This is a genomic window from Streptomyces sp. NPDC005794, from assembly GCF_042871445.1.
GTDB lineage: Bacteria > Actinomycetota > Actinomycetes > Streptomycetales > Streptomycetaceae > Streptomyces.
This window is the reverse complement of record NZ_JBIAIN010000011.1, coordinates 1-17,151: the sequence shown is the minus strand read 5'-3', so window position 1 is coordinate 17,151 and position 17,151 is coordinate 1. Positions and strand designations below refer to the sequence as shown.

At 65.2% G+C, this 17,151-nt stretch carries 9 protein-coding genes and 1 pseudogene; 4 read left to right on the top strand and 6 right to left on the bottom strand.

All coding sequences use genetic code 11. The features are described from left to right. Positions 1 to 3: 3 nt before the first annotated feature. The 3 genes from ACFYQ5_RS18920 to ACFYQ5_RS18910 all read left to right on the top strand — a co-directional run bounded on the left by ACFYQ5_RS18920 (position 4) and on the right by ACFYQ5_RS18910 (position 2,952). A complete protein-coding gene (locus tag ACFYQ5_RS18920; protein ID WP_389198773.1) occupies positions 4 to 789 on the top strand; it encodes a hypothetical protein in 786 nt (261 codons plus the stop codon). A 349-nt stretch (positions 790 to 1,138) separates the two neighbouring features. Then, entirely contained in the window at positions 1,139 to 1,915 is a 777-nt protein-coding gene (locus tag ACFYQ5_RS18915; RefSeq protein WP_389198771.1) for a hypothetical protein, read from the top strand. A gap of 686 nt (positions 1,916 to 2,601) precedes the next feature. Continuing rightward, positions 2,602 to 2,952 (top strand): hypothetical protein, encoded by a 351-nt coding sequence (locus ACFYQ5_RS18910; RefSeq protein WP_389198769.1) that lies wholly within the window; start codon positions 2,602 to 2,604, stop codon positions 2,950 to 2,952. 218 nt (positions 2,953 to 3,170) lie between these two features. On the opposite strand, the gene ACFYQ5_RS18905 is transcribed toward ACFYQ5_RS18910, so the two are convergent. The 6 genes and pseudogenes from ACFYQ5_RS18905 to ACFYQ5_RS18880 form a co-directional block, all read right to left on the bottom strand. After that, complete coding sequence (locus ACFYQ5_RS18905) at positions 3,171 to 3,881, bottom strand: hypothetical protein (RefSeq protein ID WP_389198767.1); 711 nt, start codon at positions 3,879 to 3,881, stop codon at positions 3,171 to 3,173. Then, positions 3,853 to 10,143: a hypothetical protein gene (locus tag ACFYQ5_RS18900; RefSeq protein ID WP_389198765.1), complete on the bottom strand. Its 6,291-nt coding sequence runs from the start codon at positions 10,141 to 10,143 to the stop codon at positions 3,853 to 3,855. The genes ACFYQ5_RS18905 and ACFYQ5_RS18900 overlap by 29 nt, the downstream gene beginning before the upstream one ends. Before the next feature lie 370 nt (positions 10,144 to 10,513). Beyond that, the gene (locus ACFYQ5_RS18895) at positions 10,514 to 11,365 is read right to left on the bottom strand and encodes a hypothetical protein (RefSeq protein WP_389198763.1); all 852 of its coding nucleotides are present in this window, start codon (positions 11,363 to 11,365) and stop codon (positions 10,514 to 10,516) included. Next, positions 11,355 to 14,702: a hypothetical protein gene (locus ACFYQ5_RS18890; protein WP_389198761.1), complete on the bottom strand. Its 3,348-nt coding sequence runs from the start codon at positions 14,700 to 14,702 to the stop codon at positions 11,355 to 11,357. Before ACFYQ5_RS18890 ends, ACFYQ5_RS18895 begins: the two co-directional genes overlap by 11 nt. A 250-nt stretch (positions 14,703 to 14,952) precedes the next feature. Next, positions 14,953 to 15,234, bottom strand: a pseudogene (locus ACFYQ5_RS18885) (IS3 family transposase); the annotation flags it as partial. Further along, positions 15,212 to 15,598 (bottom strand): LysM peptidoglycan-binding domain-containing protein, encoded by a 387-nt coding sequence (locus ACFYQ5_RS18880; protein ID WP_389198759.1) that lies wholly within the window; start codon positions 15,596 to 15,598, stop codon positions 15,212 to 15,214. The gene ACFYQ5_RS18880 and the pseudogene ACFYQ5_RS18885, both read right to left, overlap by 23 nt. Before the next feature lie 394 nt (positions 15,599 to 15,992). On the opposite strand from ACFYQ5_RS18880, the gene ACFYQ5_RS18875 reads away from it, so the two are divergent. Continuing rightward, positions 15,993 to 17,151, top strand: a 1,159-nt coding sequence (locus tag ACFYQ5_RS18875) for a tyrosine-type recombinase/integrase (protein WP_389198757.1), incomplete at its 3' end; no start/stop codon positions are given.

Genomic DNA, 17,151 nt, shown 5'->3' with positions numbered 1-17,151 from the left:
TAAGTGCGATACGAACAGAAGGCATTGCTGCCACGCCCTGGAACGTTCGCTGACGAGAAGGCCCTCGGTGCCTTCGTTCTGGGCAAGTTGGACCAGTGGTTCCACATTGAGGAGCAGGTGCCGGGATGCTATTGGACCGGCGAGAAAACCCGAATCGACGCCGTGCTGAAGCCGCGCGATGCGGACGGCTGGCACGATGCCGAGCCGGCCGTCGGCATCGAGTTCAAGAACCCGACTCCGGACACGGGCACCGGCGAACGCTACGGCTGGGTCGCACAGGCCGTCGGATACACCCACTGCCAATGGCAGGGATACGACAGGCTCGGCATCTTCCTCTGCCCCTCCCCTCTCAGTTGGCTCCTGTCTCGCGCCAATCAGGTCGCCACCGCCCGTCAGCGACGTATCAGCCCTGAAGCACTCGAGGAGGAACGTCACCGAGTACGTGAGTACGGACGCCGCTTCGGCAAGGAGTACACCGACGCGTACGTGGACCGTGAGGCGCTGCTCGAACATCGACGCCGCCTCGCTGATCTGGCTTACGAGGAGTTCACCGCTCGCGCAGACGGGTATGCCAACGCGGACGAACGGGAACGCGAGCATGACCTGCGAATGGCCAAGGAGCTGACCCACCTCCTCGGGCAGCTCAGTGTCGGAGAACTCATGCCCTACGAGGACAGCGGCTGGACACTGACGCGGTCCGGGGTGCGGCTGTGGAGCGAGCGCGAGGGCGTGGCCAAGGTCCCGTACAAGCTGCGTCCGCGCATAGGTTCGCAGCGAGACAGACACTGAAGCCGGCCGGGGCATGGCGACGCACTCAACTACGAGGACACGCACCGCAGGTGATGCAGCACATGGATGGGCTGGTTGCCGTTGGCCGCGGATGGTCTGTTGTCGTCACATTGGCTGTGCGCGCTGTCGGATTCGTCGTGTCTCGAGCGCCTAGCCACGCCCCTGGGAGCGTACTGCCGTTACCGAGCGGCTCAGCGTTGCTCGCTACGCGACAGTCGGAGCCACCAGCTAAACCGTAGGTGATGGGCCGCACGGTACTTCGAGATCGCGCTCTGCGATCCGACGTTTCCGAGGCGTAGTTTGCCGGGCCGGTGCCGTCGGTCCGTGGGTGGTGGCAGGATGCCTCGTCATGGCAACGAGAGATGGCAGCGACGAGACGTACGTCGTGGGGCTGTGCAACCGGATTCTCGGGGAGAGTGCTCTGACGCAGCACAGGTTCGACTGGCTGCTGGGAGATCCCGGAGCGGGCCGCCGACGAGTCAAACTGCCGGTCGACGCCTACTGGCCCGGGCATCAGCTGGTGGTCGAGTACCGCGAACTGCAGCATGACCAGCCGACGCCTCATTTCGACAAGCCGGACCGTCTCACCATCAGCGGTGTCCACCGTGGCGAGCAACGAGCCCTGTACGACGCCCGGCGCGATACGGACATTCCCGCGCACGGGCTGCGCCTGGTCATTATCCGCCCGTCCGATCTGGATGCGGACAACCGCGGACGACTGCGCCGCAGCGAAGAGTCCGACCTCGCAGCGCTGCAGAAGATCCTGGCTCGCGACAGTGACGAGGACCGGGTCACCGAGACCTTCCGCAGCTGGCTCCTGGCCGCCGGCTGGACACCCGTCGCTCCCACGGACCGGTGGACCGACCTGGAAGCCGTACGCGGCGAGGAACGGCTGATTTGCGAGGCCAAGGGCCGCACCAGCGAGAAGGGCATCGACGCCGACATCGCCTACGGCCAACTACTACGCCGCATGACGAGCCAGGACCCACACACTCGCTACGCCCTCGTCGTACCGTCCTCCTCCGCCAAAGCCGCCACACGCGTCCCGGCCCACGTCCGCTGGCTCCTGCGCATCGACGTGTACGAGGTGACAGACGACAACCGGGTACGCCAGCTGACCCACTGATCTGTACCGGGTTGCGTCAGTATCCGCTGCACCGTCTAGCGGCTTCCTGGCTCCGCGCCCTGCGCGTCGCCGCCTCGTCACACGATTCGACCACCAAGATCGTAACGCAGAGTTGCCGTCCCCGACGGTCGATCCGAGACCCGTCGGCTGCTGGAGATCGCATGCCGCGTGACACGACCAAATGCGAGAATGCGGCTCCTGGCCGGGGCGTTCCACGGCTCGAAGCCGGGGCTCCGGCACCGACGAAGCGGGGGTAGCCATGGCCTCGGCCATGTGTCCATTGTGCAGTGACGACGAGGACATCGAGGTGGGCCGTACACTCGACGGCGAGGGGCGGCTCGTGAAGCACCGGTGCGGGTTCTCGTGGGAGCACAAGGCGCCCGTGGTGTCCGAGCCGAACCCGGCCCGTTCCTTCGGGGAGCTCAAGTCCCGTTTCCCGAAGGCCGAGGACGTCGATCCCGAGCAGCTGGAGCGCGTGGCCCGGCTGAAGGAGCGGTACCTCGCCGACAAGCCGGAGCGGGACCCCGACGTCGCGGCCTACTGGGCAAAGTACCAGCGGATCTTCTCGGCGGATGGGCTGTGGACGTGCGACCCCCGCGTTCTCAAGGACTTCGCCAACTCCGAGATCGGCGGCCGCGGAGGCGACACGTCAGACGATCGAGCACCTCCTGCGCGGACCCGAGGGCGTGCCGCTCGAAGACCGGCTCGAGCAGCTGCTGTCCGGCGCCAAGCCCTTCGCCATGACCGGATTCAAGGAGGCCCTGCTCACGAGGGTTCTCTGCGTGATGGACCCCGACCGCTTCCTGACCATCCTGAAGTACACGACCGAGGCGGGCAGCAAACGCGAGATCGCGCGAATGGTCTACGGCCTTGAGCTGCCGGCGCCCGAGTCGGTGAACTGGACCCTCGGCCGGCTCATCCTGTGGAGCAACGACCTCCTGCTCGACCTCGCCGGTGACGGCTTCGCCAACCAGCAGCACGCCGCCGCGTTCTTGTGGTGGGCCAAGGATCAGCTCGGAGGGCGACCGGCAGCATAGAATGACCGGACAATTTGACGCCCGGCTCGGGGGTAATTGGTGGACGGGCACAGTCCCACATGGTCGTAGAGATGGCAGTGCCGGCACCTCCCTCTTCCCTGCTCCAACCTCGACCGACTACAGGAGCCCTCCGAGAAGCCGGCACCAGAACCACGCCGCGACGACCTGGCGCGTCGTTCACGTACTCGCTGGGATGCAGTGAGGCCCGTCGCACGCTCTCACGCAGGTGCGTCAGGCTCTCCCTCTGACGACGTCTCGGACAGATGTGCCTCAAGAACCCGGCGGACTTCTGCCAGCTGCGTCTCGGCACGCAGCAGAGTAGTGATCAGCTTCGAGTGCCCGGCTTCCACAGCCGGTTCGACGTCGGCGTCACCGGCGTACGTTGCGAGGGTGCGTGCCAGCTCAAGCACGGCGTCCCGCGCAGCTCGTTGTTCGTCCTCTTCGAGATGCTCCGAAAGCGTGAGCCACTTCGCCTCCTTGTCTGCGGCTTCCCTTTCGGCAAATACGACGATCTCGCGTACTACGCGGCGGACGGCATCCTCAAGGACCAGTGCGTTCCGCAGCAGCGGTGTGGCGACCATGTCGTCCTGACCGGGCTCATGCCCAGACGGGAATATCCGGTAGAAGCCCCAGGGGTCTTGGGGCTCGCTCAGCCGTTCCAGCGCTCTGAATACGGGCTCGAACGCGTCGAGCGGCGGATTGGGCATGGGGAGTGCCGACCGGTGTTTCCAGAGCTCGAGGACGGCGGCCACCGTTTCACGTCGTATGTCGTCGGCCTCCGCCTCAGGGGCACTTTCCGCACGGATGATCAAGTCGCTGATGTGATGGGCCATCCATCGGCCCAGAACATCGTGATCCGAGAGGCCAGCGGCGATTTCTTTGCCCAGTTCGAGAGTCTGCTCAAAGCTCGCCGCATCCTCCGGAGTCATCGAAGAGGTAAATCTTGTAGGACCTTTCGCGTGGGGGAAGGGATTCGTCATCGTCTGGGTCGCACCTCACCGAAAAGGGTTGACTGTGGTCTTTGTGAGTACGGTCGATCATCACTTCGACGATCATGCTGCGACCGGTTAGGGAAAGGAGTTCCTGAAGGGCATCACATCGGATTTCCAGCCGCTGTCCCTCAGTTCCTGTCACTCGGTCCGAACGGGTCGCGGCCGTGTCGTCCCAGACGGTGCTGCGGAGGGCGGCGCCATCGGCACGAGTCCATTCGCGCATATCTGCGTCCGGTTCCAGCCCTAGCAGACCGACGAATTCGTCTGCGGGCCGATATGGCGGGTACCTGACCCCAGCAGCGAGCGGGTCTCTGTTGTCCTGACCTTCGCGGCCGTCCGGGACGACAATCCAACCGGTCAGCTGGAAGCCTTGGGCATCGAACTGGTAGTCGCCGTCGTCGGCGTCCGGGATGCGATACGCCATGTACGAAGGGGCGGTCTGCAGGGCGAGTGCGAGCGCCCTGGCCTTTTCGGGATTGACCAGAGCGCTGCGGATCAGGACTTTTTGCGCGGCCTCGTAGCTCGTGTCGTCGGAGCTTTCCCAGACCGTGACCCATCCGTCGCTCGCCAGGAGATGCTCGCTGAAGTGCCGGCTGTTCAACTGCCAGATCCATTCGGGCTTTGGTGAGTCGTATAGCCCCTCGAAGATGCTCTGCGGCGAGGGGTCCCGCCGGTCGGCAAGCCATCTGCCGTCGCCGCGCGTGAGACGGAAGTCACTGAGCCAGTCGGTGAACAAGTCGGTGTCCGCCTCGCTATCCCGGTACACGGGATTCGTCTTCAGCAACTCCCCGGCGACGGTCCACAAGGCATGGGTGGAAAGATAGAAGTCCAGATCGTCCGCGTCCGGCCACGCCCTACGGTGGGCGAAGGTGCTTCCTTCCCTGTACAGCTTCAGGGTGTGGCGCGGGTCGTCCTCGTGGGCGCCACGGTAGGAGAGCTGCCAGGTGGCCGTGATGGTGTGCCCGACGAGTCGCAGGACCGTCTCCTCGGATATGCCGACAGCTGCCCCGAGCGGCTTGCACCAGCGATCGCTGAAGTCCCAGAAGGAATGGAAATCGCTCGGTTCGAGTGCGAAGGAGCCTCCCTCATCCGTCTCATTCAGTGCTCTTGCCCTGCGTTCCGCCCATGACTGGCTGATAACCTCTTTCGGGCTGTTGATCGCGCGCACGATGTCGAGTTCGTTAGCTGTCAGACTCCCGAAGCCGGAAGCGACCAGGGCGAGGCAGATCACTTTCGCGCTTTCCTGCATAACGACATGCGGTCCATCGTCGAAGATCGCCTTCCGCAGCAGCGGCTCGAATTCTGCGAGTCCCTGGTGCGTTGCTGTGTTCTGAGCGGCACGCGCGAGGGCGAAGAGCAGCCATTGGAGGGCGTGTCGGCCATAGAAGGGCAGACGGGCGTCGTGGAACGGGGTCACGTCGAGAGTTCCCAGCGCGAAGCGCTGCAGCGCGTCGAGTTCTTCTTTGCAGCCGAGTTCGACGAGAAGTCGGACGCAGTGCGCGGCCCGCCACCTTGCATCGTGCTCGGGGTCGCCGAGGACCGCCCACAGATAGCCTGCGAGGCATTCTGCGGTCTTTGCCGGTTTGGCGGGAAGATCGGTGAACACGCCGTCGGCTGAGTCCTCGGGGGCGAGGCCGGCAAGCATGGTCCCGAAGTCGTCCAGGACGACCTGCGCCTGTGCACCCGTGAGACGTGGAGCGATCCGGGCTGCCAGGTGGTGGCACTCCTCGGCGAGGAACGTAGCAGGCTGGGAACCGAGTTCCCGAAGTGCGGTTCCGAGCAGATCCGCATCAGGCATGCTGGCCAGGTCGGCGAGGCTCTGTAGGTCGATCGGCTCGTAGCCCTTGGTCGTCAGCTCCCGGCTGAACCGCTTGGCGACTGTGGCCGCAACATGACGCAGCTGCTGGCGTGCGGCCAGGGGAAGCAAGCGTAGATCGGTCAGCTTCTTGATCAGATGGGTGTAGTCGAAGGTGCTGAGGTGGGGATTGGAGTGAAACGCGGCGAGCATGTCGTCGAGTTCACGCAGGGGCAGAGCGACCGCTCGGTCGATGACCTGCTCCATATGCAGCAGGCGATCCGACCCTCGTACTAGTTGGCGGGCCCTCTCGAAGCCCTCGTCGGTGGAGAGGTCACACACTCCGAGGGCGTCCTCCAACCGTCGCAGACGCGCCGCTCGCTCCTCGTCCTCCTCGCTTCGAGTCCATCGGGGAGAGCTGTAGCCGGATGGCTCCGGGAGCGCGAGGTGGCGAGATCCAACGGAGAACAACGTTCCGGAAAGGTCAATGCTCAATTCGCTGGCGGTCTCGTCAAGCCGTTCGAAGGTTTCCCTGCCGAAGCGATGTGCCCGCAAGAACTCGCCCAGCGTCCCTGCGATGCGCTCCCCTTCGCTGGGAGCCTCGCGCATGGCCCGTTCGACGAGGCGGAGGGCGCTGACACGGTGCTCGCCGAACGGCACCATCGCCAGAGCAGTAACCGCGGGCGGAGCGAGCAGGCCCGCTTCTTCGTCGAGCAGTGCCTGGATGAACGGACCTTCAGAACACAGGCGACGGTCGCGCCAACGGGAAGCAACAGCCATCGCAGTCGGAGGGCTCAACTGGCCCATGACGCTGACGACCGTGGAGTAGTCCAGTCCGTCCCCTAGGTAGGGCTGAAGGCTTTCCGTGAGCTGGGCAACGCGATACGCCCGGCGATCGTCCTGGTGGTTTCCCTCAGAGGCTCGGCGTGCCACAGCAAGGAGGGCCCGCCACAGCACGTGGACATCGTCGCCCACTCGCTCGGTCAGGTCGATCGCCCGGGTGAAGTAGGCGTGAGACTCGCTCGTGTCGAATCGCTGGATGGCGCGAGCGAGTTTGACCATCTGCTCCGCCTTGTACTCCGCGCTGTCCTGCGCGGCATCGAGCGACGTGGCGACGGCCTCCGCGAGTTCGACGGCAATGTGCTGTATTTCGTCGACGGGGGCCGCTGCTCGAACGGCGTCGATCAGTGCTCCGTGTGCAATGTGCTTGTGCGTGACCCGGAGCCAGTCGAGCAGGAGTCGACGTGTCATCTCGGACGAGCCGAAGGCGAGAATCCGGACCCCGAGGCGCGCGATGCCGCGGTACAGGAAGTACGGCAGCTCATGTCCGCCCTGCTTGCCCGGTATGGCGGCCGTGAGTTCTCGGAACCGAACCTCTGCGTCGCCGGAAGCTCCGAGTAGGCAGTCCATCCACAGGCTGGCCCAGGCGCCGAGGGGCACGATGCCCTTCTTGTGGTCGTCCAATGCCCTCGAGTACGTATGGGGGTGCTGCCGCGCATCGAGGACATCGCTGCCCGCGATCGCGTCCACATCGAAGGGCTGCCTCCGAATCCTCGACAGCAGCGCGAAGCCACACAGCAATGTGAGTGTGTCGCTGTTATGGCCATAGCGGCTCCCTGCGCCCCGGCCCAGGTCGTCAGGCAGATTGAGACACAGGATCCGTTCGGCCTCAGCATCCGACAGCAGGCCATGGCGCAGGCCCATGGCGATAATCCAGCAAACCGCCGGAAGCGCCTTGTTCTCCTCCGCAAGACCCGGATGCCGGCGAAAGGAGACGGGTCTGCGTTGGCGCTTCAGCCTGCGCACCAGGTTCTGCGCAAGCGGTGCCTGGCACACGAGGTTGGCCTGCCAGGCCGCGTAGGCGACGGCGAACTGGAGGTACTTCGAGCGCGCGGCCGCGTGGCCGAGGGCCTCCAGCTCCTCGACACGACCTGAGTCCGCAAGCCGGGTGGCGATGATCTCTCCGGCTTCGAAGCCCACCCGATTGGGGCGCCAACGGGTCAGGTACTCGACGCACGCCTCCACGCCGAGGGTGTTGAGGTACCCGAAGGCGACTTCAGCGATGTCCGTCGCGGCGACGCGGTAGCAGTGAGGATGTCCCTCGTCCGGCTGCCGCACCCATGCCCTGAGCCACTCCGCCGCGCTACGCAGCCGACTGAGTGCGAAGTCGGCCTGGCCTGCCGCGAATGAGAGCAGAGCGCCCTCGAAGTGAAGATTGGAGCCTGGCCAGTCCGCGGCAAGGCTGCGGTTCGCGACTATGTCTTCGACCGTGCTGGCGTCCAGGAAGGCGCCCGCAAGGTCGGTGTTGCACCTCAGCAGATGAAGCCGGCGGGAGTGACCGGCAGCAAGGCTTCCAGCCTTGACGGCCAGCCGGGCCGCCTCCCACTCCTTTCCCACGCGCAGCGTGGCCTTGAGGGCGAACTGGGCCCGCTGCTGAGCAATCTCCCGTTGCTCCAGATCGTCGCCCTCTGGCAGGGCGCCGTCGGTCATCGCCAGCTCAACCAGGGTGTCAACCTGTCCGGCCTCCCACAACAGTTGCGGCAGAGAGGCCGCTACATACGGTTCAATTGCAGCGAGCGGTGTCAGGCGGGCGATGAAGTCGATCAAGGACTGGCCGGTCGGGTGATATCTCGTACGAAACCAGGTCTCGGTAGGCTCGTCACGGAACTGCAAGCTGTCACCATCGACAAGCAGCGGGCGTCCCAGATCCGCTGCAAAGCTGTGGATCAGCGCAGCCGGCACCCCGCACAGTTCAGCTAGAACCCCTACGGGAATCCTCGGCCGGAGTGCGGCCATGGCCTCGCACAATCGGTCGATCTCGACACTCAGGTGGTGGTTGGCGTCCTTACAGCGGTCCACCAGGCTCTGCAGGAGTTCGTCGAACAAGGGAACGTCGGGCTGCCTCGCTTCCCCGAGGGAGGCGAGACAGGAGTCGAGGTCCGATGCCGTACTGAGAACAAGGGCCTGGATGCGAGGGTTGCCGCCGGTGCGACGCTGGAACTCGGCCGCCTGCGCCTCCGTGACCGCGCCGAACACCGATTTCAGATGCTTCCTGGATTCGGAAGCACCAAATCCCGCAAGCTCGATCTTGTGGACACCAGGCGGCGGTTCGAGCAGATCGACGCGTTCGGTACGGCACAACATGACGAGTCGCACGTTGTCAGGCAGGGTCTCCCGCAACAGGTCTACGACGAAGGTGCGCTCACCACCGTCTCTCGCGATGAGAGCCGCGTTGTCGGCCGCGTCCATGACAAGGACCAGGAGCGCACCAGGGGCCGAGGCCGCGACGGCCGCTGCTGCGCCCCTGACTCTGACCATGAACGCGTTCGCGTAGTCGGCCGGCTGGGCTGTACCGGCCGGAATCAGCGGATCGCACAGAGCATGCGCAGCAAGCTCGTTGGCCAGCTGGACCAAACCTTGCTGATGCTGATGGCGAGGTGAACTGGAGCGTCGGTACCCACCGTTCCCGAAGCAGTCATAGACGAGGGCGACGGATCCGGTCGGCAAGTTCCGTTCAATCTGCGTGGTGAGCACGGACTTCCCGACGCCGCCGGCCGCGTGAACAATGACCGCCCGCTGGGCGGACCCCACGATGTCCTCGGCGATCGTGCGAGTCTGCGGAGTCACGATGACGTGCCCGGGCCGTTCAATAAGGTTCGGAGCAGGTAGGGCGCGCTCCGGGGAAACCCCGAGAGTGGTAAGCACAGTGGAGCGGTCGACGACGTGGTCCGTCTCGAGTGAACTCGCCCGTCTCGCGATCATCTCCTTAAGCAGAAGGTGATGAACGTCGGGGGCGCCGGGCAGAAAACCGGCCAGATCCAGCCGAAACAGTCCTTCGAGCCGCAGTAGGCTCGGAGCCGTGGGATCCACCTGCAGCCGCTTGAAGAACTCGGCTTCGCCGTCCGCATCCTCTGAGAAGCCCGCATACTGTTTGAGGAACCTGACCTCGTGGGCGCACGCGCCAGGCTCACCGCCTGCTGCCAGGATCCCGATCGCTCGTAGTACGGAGTCACGGACAGGTCGATTGGAAAGAAACTCGAAGGTCACCTGCCGCTCAAGCCCCGGCGACTCCAGACGGATCTGCCGGAACTTCTCCGCGAACCCGCTGACCGTCCTTGCAAAACCCGACACGGTCCACTCCTCTGTGGCCCGCGCCGTTGAATGCTTCAGTTGCCTATACACCACACGGTTCGCTTCGCGAAGCCCAGGTGCGCCGTAGTACTCGGCGATATCAATGACGTCCTCACCAACGCGACCCTCCGTGTCGTCGTGCGACACGCCCTCGATGGCGATGGCAGTCAGATCCGCACCAGGGAGCAGCAACTTCAGCGACTGCCGAGCGGCCCAGTGATAGTGGAACTGATCACCATCCCGGCTGGCACGCAGAAGATCGGTGTCAGCCATGCCCACTCCCGGCAGACATCAGAGCGAAGGAACAGGTCAATGGTCTCCTCACATCACACCAGATCTAGACGGCACAACCCGGCAAACGCTACCCACCCTTCCTGAGTCAAGCAACGCGTCCACCGACGCATCGTGTCCGTCTGGATCGGCATGTATCGAAACGACATACAGACGCTACGCCCCAGGGGAGAGCGGTCGTTGTCGCCTGAGCCGGATCGGCCACACCCGGAGAATCTCCGTCCCGCAGAAGCCGCATCATGACCGGCGCCCCGGAATGGATCAGCCCCGAGCTGCCGCACCTGGACCTCTGGCCCCGAAGGCAACGTATTCGCCTAAAGCTCCCTCATGGCTTGCCACGGAGCCCGTTCGTCTATGACGAGGCATCCAGCCGCAATGTCACCCAAGTGGAACCGACCAGCTTGAGGAACGCCTCGCCACGAGCCCCTGACACTTCGGCCACAGAGTGGGCCAGCCGCAGGACGGCGACCGCATCGGCCGTGGCGAGCACGTCCAGCTCCTCGAGTATCAACTGATAGTCGCACGGCAACGCCCCGATTTCGGAGACGAGCACGCGCTCGGCAAAAGAGGCCAGCACGTCCACGGCCAATTCGCGGGGCCGTAGCCGGTGCCTGCTCCAGAGCCGCTCCACCTCGCGCACGTAGTAGTCGCGACGCTTGGGGTGCAGATGGAGGCCGAGATCCGCAGTGACCCTAGCAACGACGGCCTGGACGCTCTCCGACACCTTCGCATGCCATCCCCGCCGGAACGGCTCGCTACTCCGGCCCGCGGCGGCCAGCTTGCAGAGCACCTCGATCGCGTTGTTGAGCGATGCCATGAGAGCCTGGCCGCAGGCAGCCCAATCCTCCTCTCCTGCAGGCTCGTGTCCGCCGGCGGAATCCCGCGTCCACGCCGCCCAACGTGCGGTCGCCTGAGCGTTGTCCGTATGCTGCCGAGCCGTACGCAGGTGATAGATCAGGTTGTCGAAGTCCCATGCCGCCCCGCCGGTCCTGCGATCACCGAGCAGGAAACCAATGTCCAGCTTCCACCTCTCGCGCCACAGCTTGTACGCAGCAGAGACGAGACGTTCGAGGTCGCCTTCGCTGCGCACGCGGGATGGCCACACGTCCGGCACGGGGATGTGCAGCTCTTCGCCCGTGCAGAGCCGCCTGTGCTGAGACAGAGTGAGACACGACCGCTTAAATCGTTCCAGCTCATTGCGCATCAGGTGTCCGTCTCTCCCCTCGGTGCGCCGCACGGATGGGATCTGCGAGTGCTCCTCGCATGTTGAACGCGATGTGGAACGAGGGAAGGATGTCTCCCTTCCTGCGGAAGTCCGTGACCGAGAAGCGCTGCGGAATGAAGGGGACTTCGATGCGGAGCTGGTCCACCCATGCGATGCCCCGCCTGCCGTCCGGAGTCGCCCAGACAACTCTGCCGGTGAACAGCGAGGCTTTGCCGTCACTCCCTGACGCGAGGTAGGTGGAAACGATACGGGACGACAGGTCCTGGGATTCCCTGTCGAGTCTGCGGAACACCTCCTCCGAGGCCCGGTAGGAACCAAGGTGGAAGAGGCTCAGACCACGCAAGAAGTCCAGTCGATAGCGATCGAAGTCGCCTGCGACAGGGATGGCGTCGGCAATGCGCAGGCACTCGTTCCAGTCCGCCTCCGTGAAGGCGAGCATTTGGCGTTCGCCGCGCAGGAACGGCTTTCCGGTCTTAAGCTCCCAGAAGAGATCGAGCAGCAACCGCGAGCAGCGCCAGTCAGCTCGGACCTCGATCGACGCGCGCAACAAGGACTCGACCGCCACCTTCACGCCTTCCGGCCCGCGTCGCGCAGCCGATCGGGCCAAGAAATAGTAGGCGGCCGGATCGTTGTTCTCCGTCAGCGCCGCAAGGTGCTTCGCTTCCAGGGCCTTGTCGTTGAGCAAGCGCGCCATTTCCACGCGCCGCTGATCGTACGTAGCACGCTGGGCGGGGCTAAGCGTGCCGGGATCGATCGAATCCAGGGACGCCTGGGCGTTAGCAAGCAGGTCGATCCGAGTCTCCTCCGAGAGCACACCCGCCTCGACTGCGCGCCTCGTGGTCCACGCCACGACGTCCACAGGGTAGACATTCTCCGGGTCGTACGCCCTCGCCGACAGCGCAGCCCGCGTCACCTCGCTCATCAGTGCCGAGATGGCCGACGCGTTCGACGACTCACCACGCTGTGACAGTTCGAATACCTGGGCGCCATCGGTACTGGCAAGCTCCACGAGCAGGTTGAGTCGCGAGCGCGGAGAGGCGTCGGCCTCCTCGATCGTGGCTTCGAGTAGGTGCTGTACATGGCGGAGCAGCTCAATTCGTTCGGCGGAGCTGCTCACATTGTGTTTCTGCGCCCACAGCACGTGCTCGCGCGTCAGGTTGGCCTCCAGCAGCACCAACCTGTGGTGTGCCGAGCCGCGCCCCTCCCGCAGTTGTACGAACGCATTGGCGAGGTCAAGATAGTGCTCCGCGTAGCGCGTCGAATCTCGAGACTGCGGGCCCATCCCTTCCATCAGGTCGACAACGAACTGGACCTCTTCCCCACCCCCACGGGTGGGCATGGGCCGCAGATTCTCGATCATCTGGCCCGTGACCTCAACCTCCGTGCGGACGTTCAGGTCCTCACGGCCCAGCAGTTCGGCTTCGAGCTGCGTCCGCGCTCCCAGGTACTGACTGCCCCTCTCGTCCTCGGTCCAGCGGAAGATGTCGAAGTTCCGCACCAGTTCGACGATGCGGCTCGATCCTTCCCGGCCGAGGATGCGCAGCACGAGTTCCAGCGGTACGAGGAGACCTCTGCGCCCCGCGACGAGCACCATCGAGGTGAGCCGCTCGGTGGAACTCCTCTCCTCAAAGGAGAGATCGATGAGCTCGGCGTGCGGGCGTTCCGAGGGCGCCAGCGCGTCGACGTTGAACCCAGCGTCGGCCAGCGCCTGTGCGACCGCCCCGAGGCGGGACGAGCCGGTCTCCTGGGTTGCCTTGGAAAGCTTCTCCAGGCCGATCTCGGCTTCGCGCATCTCCATCGTCAAGCCGCGGCGCAGACCGCGCTCCGTCTCAGGCAGGACCCGGTAGAGCAGCGCGAGGAACGAAGAGTCGAGTTTCCCGCCGATGTCATTGGGAACCGGGATGGCGAAGGCGGGGAGCCAGTCCTTGACTCGCGCGACCTCGGCCTCGCTGAGGCCCGAATCGACCCGAATGACTTTCTTGACATGCTGAGGGGGCAGATAGCTGCTTCCGATGATAAGTACGCGCCGACCCCTGGAGCGCAACTGCCGTTGCAGCGTGTAGTACTCGTCTATGTCGACCATGCCGTCCCACACAAGCAATGTGGGGATCGCGTGGTTCTCGTCGGCCCAGGAAGCGAAGGCGTCAATGTCAGCGAGCGTCGGCCGGTCCCCGCGGCGCGACCGGTGGAGAACGGCGGCCTGGCCGGAGCGTGCCACCTGCAGGGCGAGTGAGCACAGCGCTATGGTCTTGCCGGTCGCGGTCTGCCCGGCGATGACGATAGGTTCCGGCATCGACAACTCGTCGAGACTGCTCTGCACACGCCTGAGCAGAACCTCTTCGAAGTCCCGGCGCAGGTTGTAGCCGCTTGCCACCGCCTTCCAGGGCGGAGAGCCCTCGCTCGCCCCAAGAAACGTGCGGAAGCGCTGGTACTTCAGGGCCGACGAGGCGGACGCGAAGGGTTCCAGCAGCTCGTTGTCCACCGGGCGCGCTGCGCCAATCACCCGGTTCCACGTGTTGACGTCCATCTCGGCGAAGCCATCGCCGACTGGGATGAGTCGCTGCCCTGCCATCGCCCGGCCAGCCGACATCCGCTGGAAGCGACCTGACGTTTCCAGTTCGTTCAGCACGGCACTGAAGGTCTCGCTGTGCGCGACCAGCATGCCCCGGTCGATCGCGGCACGTACGAACGTGTCTTCGCGCAGGGCCTCTGTCACGGAAAACAGGTGGGCCTGCCCCGGCTGCAAGCGGTTGACGAAAGTGAAGAGCTCCTGCGTCGTCAGCCAATCACCCGGTCGATATCCCTCGATCACGATCACGCCGCGTGGAGTGACCAGCGTCTCGGCCAAGACTTGGAGCATCTCAGCGGCCCGCGCCCTGGACTCGAGCTCCTGGATGACGTCCGTCGGCGGCCGCTCCTCCTCGGGCAGACCCACCCCGCCGAAGAGGTACCGCACCTGCATCTCGGTGGCACTGCGTGGTTGCCGTCCGAGGAACACCTGGGCAGTCGGGACAACTCTGCGCCACTCGCTGACGAACACATCTGACAGGGATGAGTCGATTCGAGAGGTGAAGACGCCGTTCCAGGGATACTGAGCGGCCTCGGAAAGCCACTCGGGCGGCTCGACGGCGCGGACCGCCCGGTCGAATCGCTCGTACTCGGCCGCCGCGCTGTCGCTCAGCGGCCCCACAGCGCTGGGAATGACTGCGCGCTCGGGATCTGAGGCAGCGTGAAACTCTGCCGACGCCTGCCCCAGCAGCATGAAGGCAGGGCCCGCCACGAGCCTGGAAAGCAAGGTTTGGATTGAAGATTCCATACATGCTCAGAGTAGCGCGTGCCGCCGCGCCAGCCCCCTAGTCGCCGGGAATAGCTGGGCTGGTCTTGTCCTTACTCGAACGGGGTCCGGAGCTCAAAGGCAGCGTGTGCACGCACAGAAGCAACTGGCCGGTCACTACCGCGTGTACGCCGTCACGGTCGCTCGCGGATGCAGCCTGCGTAGCCATCTCTACGTTCTCTGGTGGGGTCTGATGCAGGTTCAGGTGACAGGTTCGGTCACGCGGCCGGAGGGCCGGTGGTGTCATGACGGTTTCGAAGTCGACAGGGCCAGCCGACCAAGTAAGGCTTGTCTGCAGCGTCTGTGGGCAGGTCCTCTCGATCCAGCTCACGATCGTGATCCGCAGCTCCTCACGGGTGACCCACGCGCGGCCGTCGAGGACGTTCTTCTGCAGCAGGCTGAAGAAGGACTCCATAGCTGCGTTGTCGCCCGCCACCCCCACGCTCCCTATCGATCCGGCCATCCGGTGCCGGTCGAACGCACGGACGAACCTACGGGACCGGAAGGTGACGCCGGTCGCCACGACAGCGTTCCAGTACTTGGCAGTCTTCATGGGCGCCTACTTCTGGGGGCGCTTGAGGACTTGGCCCCACGTCGATCCTGCTGGGATTGGCCAGCTTGTAGCGGCCGGCGTCGCCGAACCTGGCGATGGACGAGAGCATGTCGCCCTTCTTGACCGTGTACGTCGCGCTCGTGCCCTGCGACCAGTTCGCCGCCTCGTTGAGGAGTTCGGCGACATGCGTGCGCATGGATGCCATCGCGAACCCCTTTGGGTCCACCTTGTCGTTGGACCATTCGAGGTGGCCGATGAGGCTCTTGGCGGTCCAGCCGTGTGCCCGGCAGATCGCGGCGGCGGTACAGCGGCTGGCTTCGACCACGATCTCCCCATTGCCGCAGGTCAGGAGCAATGCTAGTGCCGAAGGATCTACTGGCTGACCGCTGCTACTTGGCGCGTAGACAAGGGAAAATCGCTGGTCATGGCCTCTCTGGCGGGCGTGGTGGTCGCGTGTGGTCGCACGCTGAGAATGTCAGGCCCTTCTCTGCCTCGTGGAGGCGATCGTCATGCGTACCAGCGCCGGCCGAGGCCGCATCTACCGCCGCTGCGGCTGCAGAGACACCCACCGTCACCAGATAGGTGCCCGCTGTCCACACCTAGTCACAGACAGCACCCACGGAACCTGGGGATTCGCCGTCGATGTCCCCGCCCCAGACCACCGCAGAACGACGGTGCGCCGGGGCGGCTTCACTACCCAGGATGCGGCCGATGAAGCCTTGCGCCGGTTCCTCGAAGGTGAGGCCGGCGGGTTCGACGCGGACCCGAACCAGACCGTCGCCGCCTACCTGGACACATGGCTGGCTGCGAAGGCGCTCGTACTGAAGCCGACCACGATGGCCCGCTACCGCGACTACGTCCGCAACGACCTCGTCCCCGCGTTCGGCACCCTCAAGCTCGACCAGCTCGCCCACCGGCATATCGCGGCCTTCGTCACCAGCCGGTGCCTCGCCACCCTGTCCAGCGCGCTCGGCGACGCCGTCCGCCAGCACCGCCTCCCCCACAACCCAGCCTCTCCCCCGGTGCTGCACCGGCCGCCGTCGCCGGAACGACGGATCTGGACAGCAGAGGAAGCAGCCCGATTCCTCACCCACTGCCATCAGACCGACCCCGAGATAGCCGACCTCTTCGAAGTCCTCATCGGCACCGGCATGCGCAAGGGCGAGGCCCTCGGCCTGCACTGGAACGACGTCCACCTCGACCAGGGCGTGCTCTACATCCGCTGCACACTCTCCGCCGTCGACAACAACCGCCTCGTCCTCACAACGCCCAAGACCCGCTCGAGCAGAGGCTGGATCGCCATCTCACCCCGCGTCGCCACCGCGCTCCGCCGCCGCGCACGATCCGCTCCAAGTCTCCGCGGCGACCCCAACGACCCGTTCGACGGGCTGGTCTTCTGCCAACCCGACGGCCGCCCGCTCGGACCGCACCTGGTACTCGACCGACTCCACCGACTGTCCGAGGAAGCCGGCGTCCCCCGGGTCACGGTCCACGACCTACGGCACCTGGCCGCCACCATCACCATCACCGCCGGCGTCCCACTCACCGTGGTCTCCAAGACGCTGCGGCACTCCACCCTGTCGACCACCGCGAACCTCTACAGCCACCTCACCCAACAGGCCGCACACCAGGCCGTCGACACCATCGACCACGTCCTCAGCGGCGCCCAGCAGCCGGCGGTCCGTACAGACCAGCCCGTGCGGCTGCGACCACCACGCGACCACCTCCACCGCCTCCGCGCAGCCCTCCACAACTCCGCTCCCCCGCACCACCCGCCACCAGTAGGGTCTATCAGGATTCAGGTGTGGTTCGTCTTTTTGGCCTACGGGTTTCTGGTTGGGCTGTGCGGCCTACACTCGTCCGGCGGTAAGGCGGCCG

Coding starts and splice junctions, on each gene's coding strand:
- ACFYQ5_RS18905 (WP_389198767.1), bottom strand. CDS start 3,881: ATGACTCCGGAGGATGCGGCGAGCTTTGAGCAGACTCTCGAACTGGGC.
- ACFYQ5_RS18895 (WP_389198763.1), bottom strand. CDS start 11,365: ATGCGCAATGAGCTGGAACGATTTAAGCGGTCGTGTCTCACTCTGTCT.
- ACFYQ5_RS18890 (WP_389198761.1), bottom strand. CDS start 14,702: ATGGAATCTTCAATCCAAACCTTGCTTTCCAGGCTCGTGGCGGGCCCT.
- ACFYQ5_RS18915 (WP_389198771.1), top strand. CDS start 1,139: ATGGCAACGAGAGATGGCAGCGACGAGACGTACGTCGTGGGGCTGTGC.
- ACFYQ5_RS18900 (WP_389198765.1), bottom strand. CDS start 10,143: ATGGCTGACACCGATCTTCTGCGTGCCAGCCGGGATGGTGATCAGTTC.